The following is a 15,862-nucleotide window of genomic DNA, read 5'->3' on the forward strand; positions in this document are numbered from 1 at the left end:
CATTCGACATTGAACATTCGGTATTCATTATTCAAATGATAGGAACTATGAATCTTGAATAATGAAGTGCTCTCCCTGTGTTTGGTTCGAGTCCCCTCACGAAACTCTGCCTCTAATGCGAATATTTTTCGCTTGGAATATCAATATTTATACTTGAATAAATTACTTTCACGGTATGCAAGAGCGAACACAGCCCTCTTGCTTTAGAATCAACCATAACCAACCAAAATCAACCACCTAACCATCCCATTCTCTACTACCAAACATTTTCATTTTCAACCACAATAAACACTAGGATTATGCGCCTTACTCAAAATTTTTATGAACTCATGACAAAGACCTCTCAACTCCTGCTGCTCGCTATCATGACTACTCTCATGGTCGCCTGTGGCGGTGATGACGATAGCGATGGAGACGATGTAGTCCCTTCGTGTGACGACTTCTCAGCCAGCGCAGTACGTACAGCTGCCAATGAAATCCAACTGACCATCACTGAGGGATCAGCTCCCTATGCCTACACCGTCACCTACCAGGGAGGGGCGACTCAGGACGGAGAGACCAGCCAATCACCCGTCACCATCGCTCTCACAGAGACCGCAGAGGCACAATCCATCACCGTCACCGACGAGACAGACTGCAGCGCGACCGCTGAGCTAGCCGCCTGTGCACTCACCGCTACTGCAGTAGCTTCGGACGGGGAGATCACACTCACTGTAGCAGAGGGTACCACTCCCTACACCTATGTGATCACCTATGCAGGAGGCAGCACACAGGAGGGACAGTTCACAGACGAGAGCGCGACGATCACTGCGGATCAGTCCGAAGACGCCACCCTCGTACTCACCGATGCAGACTTCTGTACCACAGAGACTACAGTGAGCGCAGACGACTTGACGTCCCTACTCGATACCCGAGACGGACAGAGATACCAAATCGTCACCATCGGCACACAGACCTGGCTCGCAGAAAACTTCAACTACGACTACACCGGATCGCTATGCTACGATGACGATGCAGCCAATTGTGAGGAATACGGCAAACTATACACTTGGGCAATGGTAATAGAAGATGATTTCGCCCCAGAGGGATGGAGGGTTTGCACTAAAATCGATGTAGAAACCTTAGAGACTGAAATTGGGGCTAACCCAGGTGAAAAGCTGAACCCAGGAGGTACAAGTGGCTTTAATGCAGTTCAGGGGGGAGCATATTATGAAGAATTATTTCTAGGAAAAGATACTGATGCCTATCATTGGACAATCACAGAAATTGATGAGTTAGAGGCCAATTACTTTAATATACAGGCAGATAATGACGTGCTTTTTGATAGAAAACTGAATAAAGAAGCCTACATGTCCACCCGGTTAGTGAAGGAATAGTTATAAAATTAAGTTCAGCTATGGTCGAGGTAAATTCTGAGAGAAGAAATACTGTTTACAATAGATATTATTCTAATATGTAGTTTTCAATTGTTAACGATTGCAAATTTATTTGCTAACGCCCCTGTTTTCGATGGAACTACAAGTTCACAAAGTATAGGGTCTGATAATATTGATCCTTACACAACGACCATAGTTGTTCAATTTGACCAAGTTATAGAAGAGCAAGCTGTCGCTAATGTTTCAATACCCCAATCATCCTCGTCACAGACGAGGATGCTGTAGTAGAGCATTTGCAATGCGTTCAAAAGCAGGGGGAAGGAGATAAATACACAAGCAATATACTTTCTGATATTTACTGTGGTGGATATGGATTGGTCGGTATTTTGGGGGCTACAAATCAACATTGGACATTCGGTATTCATTATTCAAATGATAGGAGCTATGAATCTTGAATAATGAAGTGCTCTCCCCTCTGGTCTGAGTGTCGACTAAGATCAGAGTTTTTCCCGTAAGCCTTACCCTCAAATCAGGCTACCTTTTCCATCGCTTCTATCCGCTGCTGTAGGCTGGGGTGCGAGTAGTTCACGAAGACATAGGCTGGGTGTGGAGTCAGGTTGCCTAGATTGGTAGCGGTGAGCTTTTTGAGGGCGCTGATGAGTGGTTGACGGTCGTAGGTGCGTACGGCATATTCGTCTGCTTCGTACTCATTTTTTCTACTCAGTAGATTCATCAAGATACCGATGACGGTTGAGACTGGCGAGAACAGCATGCCGAATGCCAGTACGTTGATGTGCATGCTGGTGGAGTTGGCTCCTAGCGCCCAGGACACTTCGGAGCTAGAGATCATCAGCGAGAGCAACCATAGCATGAAACCAATTTGAGCCACACTCAGGATCATAGACCAGACGATGTGTTTCTTCTTGTAGTGCCCTACTTCGTGGGCGAGTACGGCGACTAGTTCTTCTTCGCTGTGTTGATCGATGAGTGTGTCGTAGAGGACTACTTTTTTCTTTTTGCCTAGCCCGCTAAAGAACGCATTGGCTTTGGAGGAGCGTTTGGAGCCATCGATCACAAAGATGCTGTTGAGTGAAAAACCAACTTTTTGGCTGTAGTCGGTGATGGCGTCTCTGAGGCTTCCTTCACCCAGGGGTGTGAGCTTGTTGAATAGCGGGATGATCAGAGAAGTGTAAAACATGTTGAGGAATACCATCAGTATGGCTGCCACGAGCCAGAAATAGAGCCAGAACGTCTGTGGGAATAGCGCGACGAGCGCAATGAAGATGCTGACAATCAGTCCGCCGATGAGGACAGTCATGAGCCAGCTTTTGAGTTTGTCTAGGACGAAAGTTTTGGGCGTGGTTTTGTTGAAACCGAATTTTTGTTCGATCACGAAGGTGCCGTACAGGTCAAAAGGGATGCTCATCAAGTCAGAGACAAAGTACAAAATGCCAAAGAAGTAGAGTGAAGCGAGGTATTCTACGGGAGCGATGGCACGTACTTGTGCATCGAGCCATCCGAAGACACCAAACCAGAGTAGTGCCAGCATGACCACAAAACTCACAGTAGAGCTGAGCAAGGAGAAGTTGAAGACGGCCGTTTGGTAGCGTTGCGATTCTTGGTATTTCTGTTTGTCGTAGATGCCTTCGAGTGCTGTAGGGATAGGTTGTTTTCTGCTGCGGTTGTTGAGGATGCCAAGGGTCTTGGCAAACACAAAGTCAAAAAGGGTGATGCCAAGGATGAGGTAGAGTATCGTGTCGCTGTTCATACGGAGTGATTTGGTACAAAAGTAAAGAAAGAACGGCAGCTAGTGCTTCCTTTCTCCATCGAGCAGTACCCAAGCGTTGTGTCCGAGGTAGTCCCAGGGGACATGAGCTAGGTCTACGCTAGGGTCAATCAGTGTTTTGTAGGGGCCTTGGTTGATGCGCAAACGACTCTTTTGGCAGTAGACCTGTGGGTCCGAGACTCCTTTGGCGAGGTATTCTTGGTGTAGAAACTGGGCAAATTGCCAAGCAAAATCAGGGTGAGCGGAGACCTTGTGGGATTGTTTGCTCGTGAGATAGTCCTTTTTTCTGACACTAAACTCTTGGCCTGTTTGGCTATCGACGACCTTGAAAGATGCCGATCCTGAACGTGAACGCAGCATCATGCGCCAGCTCAGTCGGTGGCCTTCTTCTGTCCAGAGTACATCTCCCTCGATCCAGTGATGACGTAGGGGGAGATAAATTTGCCAGGCAAAGTATGCGGTGAAGAGGTAGAGTACCCAAGAGGGGGTAGATACTTGGGAGGGCTGTTTGTCGGGGCCTTTCTTGAAAAAGAACTTTCGTATCTGATCCGGCTCGAAAAAGAAGATCGCCAATGCCACCATCATGTAAGGGAAGATGCCGATTTGGAAAATAACCGAGTTGAAGAGGTTGAAACCAATCAGTGCGGCAAATGCAATTTTTCGTGTACGCTTCCACAGCAGCAACGGGCTGATCAGTCCGTCAAAGACAATGCCTGAGTAGGTGATGAGGTATTGAAACCAAGGCGTGACGAGTAGGTCCCCGATGATGGGATAACTGGCCTTGCTGGCAAACTTGTACTGGATGAAGTCTCCCGAGATCCAGCTGTCGGAGAGTTTGGCCACAGAGGCAAAAGTAAACACGATGAAAACTTGTAGAACGAAGAAAAGTCGGTACCAGTTGGGCATGTATTCTTGGACGATCCCTGTGCGCTGGCTGTCCAGTGACAATCGGTACTGCGGGTTGATCATCGCCATGAACCAACATAGAAGCACGGCGAAATAGTAGTGGTTGTTGTAGCTGGTCTTCTGCATGAAGTAGCATCCAGACCAGAGAAGGGCCAAAACCAGTGAGCTCCAACGGTAGCGGTATCCAGCTGCGACCATCAAGCTTGCTACACCCATGACCACATAGTAGTAGTACATCCCATGACCCGGAAGGGGGGAGAGCCAGTTTGTCCAGATGAAAGGGAAGTGCATCGAAGGCTCAATGAAGACTCGACCGACCCAGCCAGTAGCGATCGCTCCGAAGGATTCGACGGCCATCAGTAGTCCAAACAGGACTCTGAATACGACGATGGGGCTGTTGTCAATGGGTTTGAAAAACTCGTTGCGGAGTGGGGTTGGCATGGAGGTCTAAAACATGTAGGGCACCGGGCATTTGAGTTCGCGAACGTCACGCGAGGGTTTGCGGGGGTCTCCCAATTTGAAGGTGTAAGTGATCGATACTTCGTGTGCTCCACCGCTATTGATTCCGAGACTGGAAAGAGTGTAGTCAAAGCTATAGCCAAAGGTGACTTTCTTTTGGGTGACGCCAAACATGAAAATGAGCGATTCAGAATTGCTGCCACTTCCTTTGGGGGTCTTGAGTGGAATCCCACGGTACCACATTCCGAAAATCACCGGTTGTAGTGTGAAGTACATGCCTAGATCCAGTTGGTCAAATTCCCCTTGATTGCGATAGTTGAAGGTTGGAGAGATACTTCTTTCCATGCCTTTGGCTGTTTCTCCTTTTTTGTAGGGGGTATTGAGGGGGATTTTGTATCCGCCATGGATGGATAGTTTGCGTGGCAGAGGGCTGCCATTGCCGATGAAGGATTGGTCTGGTTCGCGGAGGTGATGCATCGCTGCACCGAGCCAGATACGCTTGGAGTAGACGAGCCCGCCTAAGGCCAAGTCGAAGTATCGGATTTTTCCAGAACTGTCAAATTGTTCGGCAGTAGGGTTTCCATTGGGGCCGTTGGAGTCGATTTGATCACCAAAGGTGAGGCGGTTAAAGTTGAGGTCTCTAAAAGTGTAGGATGCTTCGATCGCAGGGCGAAACGTCCATTTGTAATTGACGTCCACTTGGTAGGCATACTGTAGCGCGATTTCGGTTGATGTGAGGCCTGCGATTCCTTCTTTGTCAGAAGTGATCAACAGCCCCACACTGCTGTTTTTTTCGTCGAAATTGTTGTCCGCATAAGCCGAAAAGGTCTCGAAGCTAGCATCGATAGAAGGCCACTGACTCCGGTAGTTGAGTCCTGCCCGACCTTGCTGGTTGATTCCTGCCAAAGCGGGGTTGAGGTACAGTGGAGCCGCATAGTATTGTGAAAACTGCGGATCTTGCCCATACGAATCCTCTGGAATGAATAGCGCTACGACGAAGAGCAAAAAGAAGATTTTTTTCAACATTGAAAATTGTTATTCGAGACTACACCTGCTTTAATAGAATCGATGCAAAATAGAAAATATTGCAGCAATAAAGAAAGGTTTTATTTTTTGTTGACATCTATGGTATAGAAATGTCTTTTTTTCTCGTTACTTCAAGGAATTGCCTTATTTTTAGGCGGAATTTGATTATTTAAACATTTGAATTCATTCGCATTTTGAGACCGGTGATGATAGAAACGTTTGTACAAAGAATGGGACGCGTGTGTTACGGATTGTTCGTGATTTCCCTGTGCTTATGTGCAGGCTCCATTTCTGCCCAAAACCAAAATTATTCGGAGTACAACTGGTTCTTTGGCAATTCTGTTACTTCCATGACTTTCAACAAGTCAGATGCCCGAGCACAGTTGGATCAGGTACAGGTCACACCTTATGGGATTGGTGGAGGAGCGGTGATTTCGAATCCAGTGACTGGAGACCTACTCTTTTATACCGATGGAGAGCGGATCTATGATGCCAATCACGACCCACTGCCAGGCAACCCCTTGTTGAATGGAACTCCTTCGATCAATCGGTCAGCGGTGGTTTTTCCTCTGCCGTATTCTACTGGACAGTATTATGTCTTTACCAATTCGGGTGCCGCAGGAGTGAGCGAAATTCAATACACGATTGTTGATCGTACGATGACCGGCAATGCCCTAGCTGGGGAGCCTACTCTCGGAGATGTGGCCTCTCTCAACAACCCGACAGGGTTGGTAGATCCCTCTGAGGCCATGGCGATCATCAAGCAAGATTTGGACAACTACTGGCTGATCTCACAAAACAGTGCCACACTAGCCTATCAAGTTACGTCCCTCAATAGCACAACCGGAGTGGGGACAACCACCTCCTTTGCAATTGGCTCGGTCACCAACCCCGCGTACGAAGCAGCGAGTTTTGCCTATGATTCCATTCATGGGCGTCTGGCCATTGCTCCTAGAGCTTCCAATCGCAACGTGTACGTTTTTGATTTTGATGTGGTGACTGGCACCATGAGCTTCAATCGCTCGATTCTCAATACAGGAAATAGTGATGGAGCAGGTGAGGCCGTCTATGATGTGGCGTGGTCTCCGAGTGGTGATCAATTGTATATTTCACGTTTTGGAGGAGCTGGTGAATTTGGTGATTTGTATCAGTTTGACTTCAATGACCCAATAGAAACGGTCAATTCGATATTGTTTCAACCGGTATTTCGTAGCTATGGTATACAGCTCGCTCCAGATCAGAATATTTACCACCTCTATCAGCAGACGAGTAGCGATGCGATAGAACTCGGGCGAATCACCGAAGCAGACAGTACCTATCATGCAGACAGTGCCTTTTTCAACGTGGGCTATGACAGTTTGGCTTTTGACCCGTCAGGGATCAATGGATGGCAGTTTCCAACTTTTGCTGCGCCACATTTCGAAAGTTTCGATTCTGTGGGCTTTGTGTTTATGGATACCTGTACACGCCAAAGCACTAAGTTCTTTTCGGTTGTCCAACCGACTCCTGAGAGCTACCGTTGGGATTTTGGGACGGGAGATTCATTGAGAGGGCCTGCACCGGTGTATACCTTTGATATGGCGGGGACTTACGCTGTCTCCTTGACCGTGACGCTCAACGGCATAGAGGAGACATATACACGGATGGTGACCATCAACGAAAACGACATGACCATCGATCTAGGGATGGATACGGTACGCTGCCCGGGAGAGGTGTTTACATATGATGCGGGCGATGGGGGCATTAGTTATGCTTGGAATACCGGTGAAACAACGCAAAGCATCGACGTAGATACGACTGGGGTGTTTTCGGTAGCGGTGGAGACGGCAGCAGGCTGCCTCAACTATGGCTATGTGCAAGTGGTGACATACGAGGACGCTTCGCAGTTTAGAAATCAATGGTACTTCGGAGAGATGGCAGGTATCGACTTCAATGATCCCGCAGGTACCTCGGCTATCACGGATGCCAACCTTATCAATTCTCCGCAAGGGGCCTCATCAGTCTCTGATCTCAACGGAGAACTACTCTTCTATACCGACGGGGTGACCGTGTGGAACAAAGAACATCAAGTCATGCTCAATGGAGACAATATAGGTGGAGACAATACTTCGATGCAGGGCGTGATGATCATGCCTCTGCCTGGGGATACGACGACTTTTTACATTTTCACCAGTGATCCTGTGTATGGGGACAATACCTACGACATGCGTTATACAGTGGTCGATATGCGGAGAGATTTGATGCGTGGAGCTGTCGTACAAAAGAATATGCCATTTTTCACGAATAGTTCGGAGCGTATGACCGGACTGGGCTTGGGACAAAACATGTCCTGGTTGATCACGCACGAGTATGGCAACAATCAGTTTCGGTCGTATCGTCTGTTGCCTAGCGGAATAGGCGAACCGATCACGTCCTCGGCAGGGAGTGTGCTGCGTTTTGACGAGGAGAAGAATGCCACAGCGGAATTGCAAGTCGCTCAGTCGGGCAACTATATTGCCATGGCCGTCCAAGAAACAACCGAGAATTTCATCGAACTCTTCGAAATCGATAGTCTGACAGGAGGGGTCGAGCAGATTGCTAAAATAGACATTGAAGAGCCTGTGCCTGCGCTGATTTACGGCGTAGAGTTTTCGTCTGGGACAGAGCGACTCTACGTGAGTACCAATTCGAATGGTTCGAAACTCTTGCAGTACGATCTGGACAGCATCCAGGCCCCGACTGCTGAGGCGGATATCATGGCGAGCAAATTTGAGCTGGGAGCGAATGCTACGCTGCAATATGGGGCGCTTCAGACGGGGGCAGATGGAATCATCTATTTGGCGATTGATGGACAAACAGCCGTAGGTACGATCAATAGTCCAGCTGCGGATGATATGAGTGCAGGCTTTGTGGAGGATGGTTTTGATTTGGAGGGACGAACCAGTCGTTTGGGTTTGCCCAACTTTGCGCAGACAGTTCCACTGGTAGCGATGGAGCCTGGGATTGCCTATACCAATGCTTGTCTCGGTCAGGAGACGGTGTTTGATGGGACGGGGACATCCATTATTGATACCTATTTGTGGACTTTTGATGACGGCACTTTGGCAGATGTAGAAGATACGGTACATACCTACAATTTGGCAGATACCTACAACGTGACTTTGCAAGTTGTCAATCGCTGTGGTTTGGATACGACGTTTACAGCGGCGGTTCCTGTTTTTGCTATTCCAAGTGCACCTACCGTATTGGATGCGGCGACACTTTGCGAGGGGCCGGTGACATTGGCTGCATGGCCTAGAGATACAGCGGCGTTCACTTATACTTGGTCGACGGGAGAGACGACTCGTGAGATCACGGTAGATGAGGCGAGTTTTGTTTCGGTATTCATCACCGATACGACGGGGTGTCAGTCAGACCCTAGAGATTCTTTTGTGGATGACACGACTCCTATTGTCAATATTGGTCCTGACCAGTTGATATGTCAAGACGTGGTGTTTGGACCTTTGGATGCAGCCAACCCAGGCTCAGAGTACACTTGGACGCTCAATGGAGCACCTGTGGGCAACGGACTGAGTACACTGGATGTAGATACGAGTGTGCCAGGGACCTACGTGTATGAGGTAGAGGTTGTAGACTTGTTCAATTGTAGCACGGTGGATGACATAGAGCTGACGGTTCAGGCGGGACCGAGCTATTCTTATGGGACGGTTGCAACTACGGGGTGTGGTGCCACGGATGGAGCGATTCATATCGATATCACTGATGCAGGGAGTTTTACTTATAGTTTGGCGGGACCAGTTTCGATCCCATCGACCGCTATCGCAGGACCATCTGGAGATACACAGTTGTCCAATGCCCTAAGCGGAGGAGCCTATACCATCAATGTCACCAATACGGTCAGTGGCTGTGACAATCCTGAAGTGGCTACAGTCGCAGATGGAGGGACTTTTACACTGGGAGTCACACCAGTACCAGGGTGTCCAGGAGATGGAACCCTCGATGTGACTGTCAATGCACCTATTTCTGCGGGTGTAGATTATGAGCTTTTTGACCAAGCTGGGGTGTCTATTTTTGCTTCTACGGCGACTTTGGATGCGTTGAATCAATTTTCGATTACGAACCTAGATTCGGGAACCTACGCTTTGGTAGTGGAAGGTTTTGACGGAGTGAATACCTGTACGGGGACGTTGGATGATATCCAGTTGGACGGCAATGAGCGTGCGGACTTCCTCGTCGATGCGCAATATATCTGTGGGACTGAAGGTCAAATTGGGATTCTCCCAGTGACTGTCAATGCGGCAGACCCTATCCTATATACATGGACAGGTCCGAGTATAATAGGCTCTGCCCAAGGCGACTCTATCGTCGTAGCTACTGCGGGAAGTTATTTTGTGACTTCATCGGGGACTGGGTATTGTGATTATACCCAAGAAGTCGTCGTGACTCAAAATGCTCTGCCTACGGTAGCCATCAATGTCCAAGGCAATGAATGTGACGGTTCGCTGATCTTGCAGGCGGACATTACGAATACCCTAGTAGGGAATCCAGCCTATGAGTGGAGTACAGGTAGCCTAACCTCTCAGATCTCTGTCAGTGCGACGGACACCTACACGGTGACGGTACTGGATCAAGGTACGGGGTGTACGAGCAGTACAAGTAGAGACGTATCGGTCTACGATGATTTGACGGTGTTCGTAGTGGCTGATCCCAACTGTGACGACAATGCGGAGGTGTTTTTGAGTGCATATGCGAACATCACGGAGGATGTGACATTCACTTGGACCGATCTAAGTGGGGCAGTACTTCCAACAACGAGTGCGGAGATATCTATAGCGGAAAGTGGCAATTATTCGGTGCATGTAGTCTCTGATGTGAGTGCTTGTGAGGCCGATGCGAGTATCGATGTATCAGTGATTCCGATTGAGGAGGATCAGCTGTTGCTCTCGCCCAATGCCTCATTTTGTAGTGAAGATGCCGACCCACAAAACAACCAAGCTTACTTGGACCCAGGCTTTTTTAGTTCGTACGAATGGACGGTCATCAACGATACGCAAATCCTGAGTACCGACCGTATCTACATCACGAGTGATGCTGGGATATATGAAGTGACCTTAGGCAATGGCTTTACGTGTATACGTGATGTAGTGGAAGTGTTTGATAATTGTGCGCCGATCATCCATGCACCCAACGCCTTTGCTCCGAATGGTGTCAATGACACTTTCTTTGTCTATCCGAATGATTATGTAAGTGATTTTGAGATCAAAATCTATTCGAGATGGGGGGAGTTGGTGTATCAGTCATCAGATCTCAATTTTCATTGGGATGGCTACTACCGAGGGCAACTGCTTCAGATGGGTACTTATGCTTATGTGATGACCTTTGAGAGTTCTCTCCAGCCTGAGCGCGGCAAGATAGTACAGCGTGGAGGGGTCATGATTGTTCGTTAAATGATTATTTTTCAGAGTGTTATGGGTTTGGCATGGTAAATGATTGTTTGGGGGGAGCAACAATTGAATAGTTTTATGGAAAAGTATTTTTCGAAAAGTGTTTTATGGATTTCGGTACTGATGCTTTCGGCTTCTTTTCAGCCGGCTCAGTTGAAGTTTTTGCCAACTTCGTTGAAAATCACAGTTTTGAATGAATTGGGAAATCCCTCGCCTGGTACTGCAGTGACTCTATACGGCTCCAAAGAAGATTACAGAGCCGAGCTCAATCCGATTGCGCCGACAGATACGACGGACGAAGATGGACGTGTGGTGTTCAAAAAATTGGATCCAAAGCAGTATTATATCCACGCTATCAAAGAAGATAAAAGCAACATCGGTGCGGGAGTTTTGACATCAGAACTCCTCGAAGGCCGAATCAATAAAGTAAATACGATCATTGAATAGAGAAAAATTGGTGGCTGAGATCATAAGTTATGACTCGACACATGTAGAGGAATTGGAGTATAAAAGGAGGTTTTTGGACCTCCTTTTTCATGTAGATTGTTTTGAGCGAAGCTTGTCTCATGGACACATCACAGCGTCTGCTTGGGTGCTGCACCCAGAGGAGGAATCCGTAGTGCTACTGCATCACAAGAAACTGAATCGATGGCTACAGCCTGGTGGGCATGCCGATGGAGATGAAGATGTGGTGCGTGTCGCCTTGAAGGAGCTGGAAGAGGAAACAGGACTGACAGATGTCGATTGGTTGAGAGAAGGGATTTTTGATTTGGACATTCATAGGATACCTGCACGCAAGGCGGATCCAGCACATGAGCATTATGATGTACGTTTTGCTTTCGTGGCACGTCAGCCCGATCAGCTCCTCAAAAACGAAGAGTCCAATGAGCTGGCGTGGATACCTCTAACCGAACTGGAAAGCTATGTAGATGGAGAAGCTTCTATTTTGCGTATGCGAGACAAGAGTCTAGCACTTCGCTAGACTACCAATCCGGTTTGCCATCGTCCTGCTGTTTGGTAGGACGTCTTTGGTTTTGTTGAATGTATTGTATCTCACCATTTTTGAGAGCTTCCAAAATCATTTTGGCTTTCTCTTCGGAGATATTCATTTCTTGGAGTTTGTCTGCAGTACTTGGTTTGGGAGGTGTCTGACCTTCTTGGTCTTCGCCTTCCTCACCTTCCTGAGGTTGAGTTTGCTGCTCCTCTTCATCGCCTTCTTTTCCGTCTTCATTTTGCGGCTCTTGCTGTTGGTCTTGAGGATTCTCTTCGTCGTTGGGTTCGCCTTGCTCTGAATCTTGATTTTCTTGTTCTTGGTTCTCAGAGTTCTCTTTCTCTGATTCACTTTTTTCTCCGTCTTCGTTCTCTTTTTCTTCGGAGTCTTCTTGTTCAGACTCGTTTTGGTCTCCGTCTTTCTTTTCGTCTTCTTTTTGATCTTGATTTTCTTGATCTTGGTTTTGCTCGTCCTGGTTTTGGTTGTCAGGGTTCTCTTGTTCTTGGTCTTTTTGTTCTTCCAGTTTTTTCTTGAGCAGCTCGTAGTTGTAGCGAGAATCATCGTTGGTAGGGTCTGCCTTCAAGGAGGACTTGAAAAAGTTCAGTGCCTTTTCAAGTGTTTTTGGGTCATTTGACAATATGCCGAGTTGTTGATAAGCGACTGATTTCAAGTGTTTGTCCTTGGACAAGATCAGCTTGAGGTATTGGTTTTGCGCATTTTCTTTGTCATCCATCTGCAAGTAGCTATGCCCGAGGTTGAGCACTACTTTTTCATCTTCGATGTGCATAGAATCGATGAGGTAGGAGAATTTCTCAGCGGCCAATGGGAAGTCTCCTTTGAGGTAGGCTTTTTCTCCTTCCTTTTTGAGGGAGTTGATCTTAGCGATATCTTGATCTCCGATACTGACCCAAACCAAAAGTACCAATAGCCAATTCATCATACTGTTAGTGTTTTTGTTTTTACCAATAGATCAATGAGTAGGAGTAGGAGGGCTAGTGCGAGGAAGTAGTAGTACTTGTTGGCTGAGACGTCTACTTGTTTGGCATCTCTGAGTTCGCCCTCGATGTCTCCGATGGTGTTGATGAGTCTTTCTACATCGTTTCGCTTGTCATTGATTTCAAAATAACTTCCGTCTGTCGCTGTAGCGAGTTGTTTGAGAGATACAGGGTTGAGTTTCGATATGACATCTTGTCCTTGGTTGTTTTTCTTGAAGCCATTGCGTGTCATGATTTTGCTGCCGTGAGAGGTGCCTATGCCGAGGGTAAATAGCTTGATGCCTTTGTCTTCTATTTTTTTGGCGATGGACTCGGTGTTTTCACCGAAATCTTCTCCATCACTGATGAGTATGATGATCTTGGATTTTTGACGCGTGACAGAGCTTTCTTCGTCGGTGATTTTTTCTAAAGCTAGGCCGAGTGGAGGGCCAAAGTCCGTGCCCGTGTTGGGGACAAGGTTGGTATTGAGTGTCTCAATGAACAGGTTGAGGGCGCTTTTGTCGTAGGTCAATGGGCACTGGATGTATGCCTCATTGGAAAACATAATCAACCCAATGCGGTCAGAGTTGAACGCTTCGACGATCTCCTTGAGTTCGAATTTGATTTTTTCTAGTCGGCTGGGCTGCACGTCAAAGGCGTTCATGGATTCGGAGAGATCCACACACATGAAGATGTCCTTGCCGATGGACTTGACTTCTTTCTTGGTTTGGCCAAAAGAAGGCCCCATGAGCGCAGCAATGAATAGTCCAAAATAGGTGCTTCTCAATAGGATTTTGTAGAAGACACGGCGGTACCCAGAACGCAACGCTCTAGCCGCACGAATGGTACGGGCCAAATAGGCCAAATAGAATAGCGCAAAGAGCGCAATGAAGATCAATTCGAGGGTACCGAGTGTACCTGTCCATACCATATGCTGTTGCCAATTTTAGAACCAAACAAATATAAATAGCCAAGCGCCAAGACCCAATTGCAGCGTCCTATTTAACAAATTTTAGCATTCGTCAATATACCGCAGACGACTAGATCTCGGTGAGATTGAGAAACAGTATTCCTGTGGGTTCGACTCCCGCTTTTTGGGCTTTCTTTTTGGCTTTTTGCGTTCTTTTTTTGATGAAGTTCAAGCTCTTATACTTGCTGTAGTAGCTCTTGAAATTGAGCTTGTCTTGTACCATCCATTGTTCGTAGGTAGCGAGGTTGTCTCTGAATTCCTTGTTTTCCAAATTGGGACTGTTGGGGGATTCGATTTTGTACTCGTTGAGGATGGCTAGGATGTACATGAGCTTTTGCTGAAGGATGAAGGTTTGTTCTCGAATCGAGCCAAACTTGCCTAGGTCGTTGAAACCAAAGGCGTTGATACCGGTAGTGATGGCTGCCATGATACCGACGAAAGGTACCAGTTCGCTGGCCGTCGAACCGTCCTCAAAGACATTGCCACTGGCTGTATATACGGCCAAAAACATGGAGGTCACGGAGAGACCTTTTTTGAGACTTTGTACTTTGTTTTCTCGGTCTTCCATCTGTGTATGGATCTGAGACAGCAGCTCGATGAGGTGGACAGCATCATTGCGGTAGTCGAGGTAGGTCTCGTAGGTGACTTCTGTGTTTTCGCGGTGTTCTACGGTGATGGTGAAGGCTTTTTGATCGACATAGCCATGTGGGTCTCGTACGACGAGGAGCATGTCAAACTTGCGAGGCTGCATTTCTATTCCTACGATATCAAAACTGGGAGTCCAGTGGATGGATAGGAGATTGTTTTGAAAGTCCCATACCATGCCTTCGGGTGCTCCGATGATGTCTACTTCTAGGTCGGAGAATTGGTCGTTTCCATCTTGAATGAATACTTTTTTGTCCAAGGTGATGCCTTCGTACAATTTTTCATTTTGTAGGTTGAGGATTTTTGGAGGTTCGTTTCGGATGCTTTTTCGGACCAAAAAAGTCTTGGAAATGGTGTTTGGGTTTTCGGGCCCTCGCTCGGTCACCTCCACGGTGACTTCCATAGGGAAGTAGCTGCGTAGGCGGTGGATTTCGTCACTGTTGACTTTCCAGGTGAATAGGCCCTTTTCGGAGAGTCTTGGGTTTCCTATTTTGCTGGGGATGATGAGTCTGTATAGGAGTGAATCATGATCCATATCCTGGGCAGAGAGGTCGATGGAGAGTTGCTCACCATCACTGATGTAGTACTCGTCGAGCACGGGAAACTTGAAGTAGGGCAGGTGGTTGTTGCTGCTGAGCGCAAAGAGTAGTACTTTCTGTGTTTTGATGTTGTTTTTGTTTTTCGCGACAAGCGTCAAACGATAGTATTTTTCATTGATTTGATCCTGATTGGGAGACCATTTCAGTTTGAGACTGTTTTTGGTCGTGTCCAGTTTGACGTTATGCAGTGACTTGAGGTCAATGTTTTCGTTGAAGTAGTAGTCTAGTGTGACGTCTGAAGAGTCGTTGGTCAGGGTACTGTGAGCACGAACATCTAGGTGGAAGTCCATGGTGGGGTTGATGCGGTAGACTCCATTTTGTAAGGTAGCACTGCTTTTGATGTCAATGACCGGCGCAGTGTTGGGCTGCTGCAGCATGACGAATAGGGATTGAGCATCGACCATGGTGTCATCTACATAGAGGTAGAATGTAATGGCTGTGTTGGGTTGGTTGTAGTAGGCTGGGACGGCCCAAGAGAAGCGAAGTTGATCGTCAAGAGTAGCTCCTTCGGGTGCATTTTGCATGCTGACTGTGCCGGCTTGTGTAGTTTTTTGGATTTGAAATTGTACCGTTCGGCCTGCCTGTGTGACGATGAAGTTGTTCTCGAGAATGAGTTTGAGGCTATCGTTGCTTTGAGCGGACAGGAAATTCGATAAAAATAACAGGTTGATTAATGCGAGTAATCTAAATTTTATCATGAGTCTTTC

General features: G+C 47.3%; 10 protein-coding genes. 4 read left to right on the top strand and 6 right to left on the bottom strand.

The window, feature by feature from the left end:
- Positions 1–299: 299 nt before the first annotated feature.
- Complete coding sequence (locus tag BFP72_RS02625; RefSeq protein ID WP_099597629.1) at positions 300–1,376, top strand: FISUMP domain-containing protein; 1,077 nt, start codon at positions 300–302, stop codon at positions 1,374–1,376.
- A gap of 529 nt (positions 1,377–1,905) precedes the next feature.
- Here the strand turns inward: BFP72_RS02625 and BFP72_RS02630 are convergent.
- From BFP72_RS02630 to BFP72_RS02640, 3 genes are read right to left on the bottom strand one after another with little or no spacing between them, the layout of a single operon-like run.
- Positions 1,906–3,144: a M48 family metallopeptidase gene (locus BFP72_RS02630; RefSeq protein ID WP_099597630.1), complete on the bottom strand. Its 1,239-nt coding sequence runs from the start codon at positions 3,142–3,144 to the stop codon at positions 1,906–1,908.
- A 39-nt stretch (positions 3,145–3,183) separates the two neighbouring features.
- Positions 3,184–4,509 carry an HTTM domain-containing protein gene (locus BFP72_RS02635; RefSeq protein ID WP_099597631.1) on the bottom strand — a complete coding sequence of 442 codons (1,326 nt, stop codon included), beginning with the start codon at positions 4,507–4,509 and terminating at the stop codon, positions 3,184–3,186.
- Between the two features lie 6 nt (positions 4,510–4,515).
- Positions 4,516–5,553, bottom strand: a complete 1,038-nt coding sequence (locus BFP72_RS02640) for a type IX secretion system membrane protein PorP/SprF (protein ID WP_099597632.1) — start codon at positions 5,551–5,553, stop codon at positions 4,516–4,518.
- Between the two features lie 206 nt (positions 5,554–5,759).
- On the opposite strand from BFP72_RS02640, the gene BFP72_RS02645 reads away from it, so the two are divergent.
- From BFP72_RS02645 to BFP72_RS02655, 3 genes are all read left to right on the top strand, one after another.
- Positions 5,760–10,979, top strand: coding sequence for a gliding motility-associated C-terminal domain-containing protein (locus BFP72_RS02645; protein WP_099597633.1), 5,220 nt, complete (start codon positions 5,760–5,762; stop codon positions 10,977–10,979).
- A 75-nt stretch (positions 10,980–11,054) separates the two neighbouring features.
- Positions 11,055–11,423, top strand: coding sequence for a carboxypeptidase regulatory-like domain-containing protein (locus BFP72_RS02650; protein WP_143519909.1), 369 nt, complete (start codon positions 11,055–11,057; stop codon positions 11,421–11,423).
- Positions 11,416–11,958 (top strand): NUDIX hydrolase, encoded by a 543-nt coding sequence (locus BFP72_RS02655; RefSeq protein WP_158233251.1) that lies wholly within the window; start codon positions 11,416–11,418, stop codon positions 11,956–11,958. The genes BFP72_RS02650 and BFP72_RS02655 overlap by 8 nt, the downstream gene beginning before the upstream one ends.
- A gap of 1 nt (position 11,959) precedes the next feature.
- On the opposite strand, the gene BFP72_RS02660 is transcribed toward BFP72_RS02655, so the two are convergent.
- The 3 genes from BFP72_RS02660 to BFP72_RS02670 all read right to left on the bottom strand — a co-directional run bounded on the left by BFP72_RS02660 (position 11,960) and on the right by BFP72_RS02670 (position 15,853).
- A complete protein-coding gene (locus BFP72_RS02660; protein ID WP_143519910.1) occupies positions 11,960–12,907 on the bottom strand; it encodes a hypothetical protein in 948 nt (315 codons plus the stop codon).
- Positions 12,904–13,872 carry a VWA domain-containing protein gene (locus BFP72_RS02665; RefSeq protein WP_099597637.1) on the bottom strand — a complete coding sequence of 323 codons (969 nt, stop codon included), beginning with the start codon at positions 13,870–13,872 and terminating at the stop codon, positions 12,904–12,906. Before BFP72_RS02665 ends, BFP72_RS02660 begins: the two co-directional genes overlap by 4 nt.
- Positions 13,873–13,981: 109 nt before the next feature.
- A complete protein-coding gene (locus tag BFP72_RS02670) occupies positions 13,982–15,853 on the bottom strand; it encodes a hypothetical protein (protein ID WP_099597638.1) in 1,872 nt (623 codons plus the stop codon).
- Positions 15,854–15,862: the final 9 nt, after the last annotated feature.

This window comes from Reichenbachiella sp. 5M10 (genome assembly GCF_002742335.1).
In the GTDB taxonomy this organism is placed as follows: domain Bacteria; phylum Bacteroidota; class Bacteroidia; order Cytophagales; family Cyclobacteriaceae; genus Reichenbachiella.

Coding starts and splice junctions, on each gene's coding strand:
- BFP72_RS02625 (WP_099597629.1), top strand. CDS start 300: ATGCGCCTTACTCAAAATTTTTATGAACTCATGACAAAGACCTCTCAA.
- BFP72_RS02630 (WP_099597630.1), bottom strand. CDS start 3,144: ATGAACAGCGACACGATACTCTACCTCATCCTTGGCATCACCCTTTTT.
- BFP72_RS02635 (WP_099597631.1), bottom strand. CDS start 4,509: ATGCCAACCCCACTCCGCAACGAGTTTTTCAAACCCATTGACAACAGC.
- BFP72_RS02640 (WP_099597632.1), bottom strand. CDS start 5,553: ATGTTGAAAAAAATCTTCTTTTTGCTCTTCGTCGTAGCGCTATTCATT.
- BFP72_RS02645 (WP_099597633.1), top strand. CDS start 5,760: ATGATAGAAACGTTTGTACAAAGAATGGGACGCGTGTGTTACGGATTG.
- BFP72_RS02650 (WP_143519909.1), top strand. CDS start 11,055: ATGGAAAAGTATTTTTCGAAAAGTGTTTTATGGATTTCGGTACTGATG.
- BFP72_RS02660 (WP_143519910.1), bottom strand. CDS start 12,907: ATGATGAATTGGCTATTGGTACTTTTGGTTTGGGTCAGTATCGGAGAT.
- BFP72_RS02665 (WP_099597637.1), bottom strand. CDS start 13,872: ATGGTATGGACAGGTACACTCGGTACCCTCGAATTGATCTTCATTGCG.
- BFP72_RS02670 (WP_099597638.1), bottom strand. CDS start 15,853: ATGATAAAATTTAGATTACTCGCATTAATCAACCTGTTATTTTTATCG.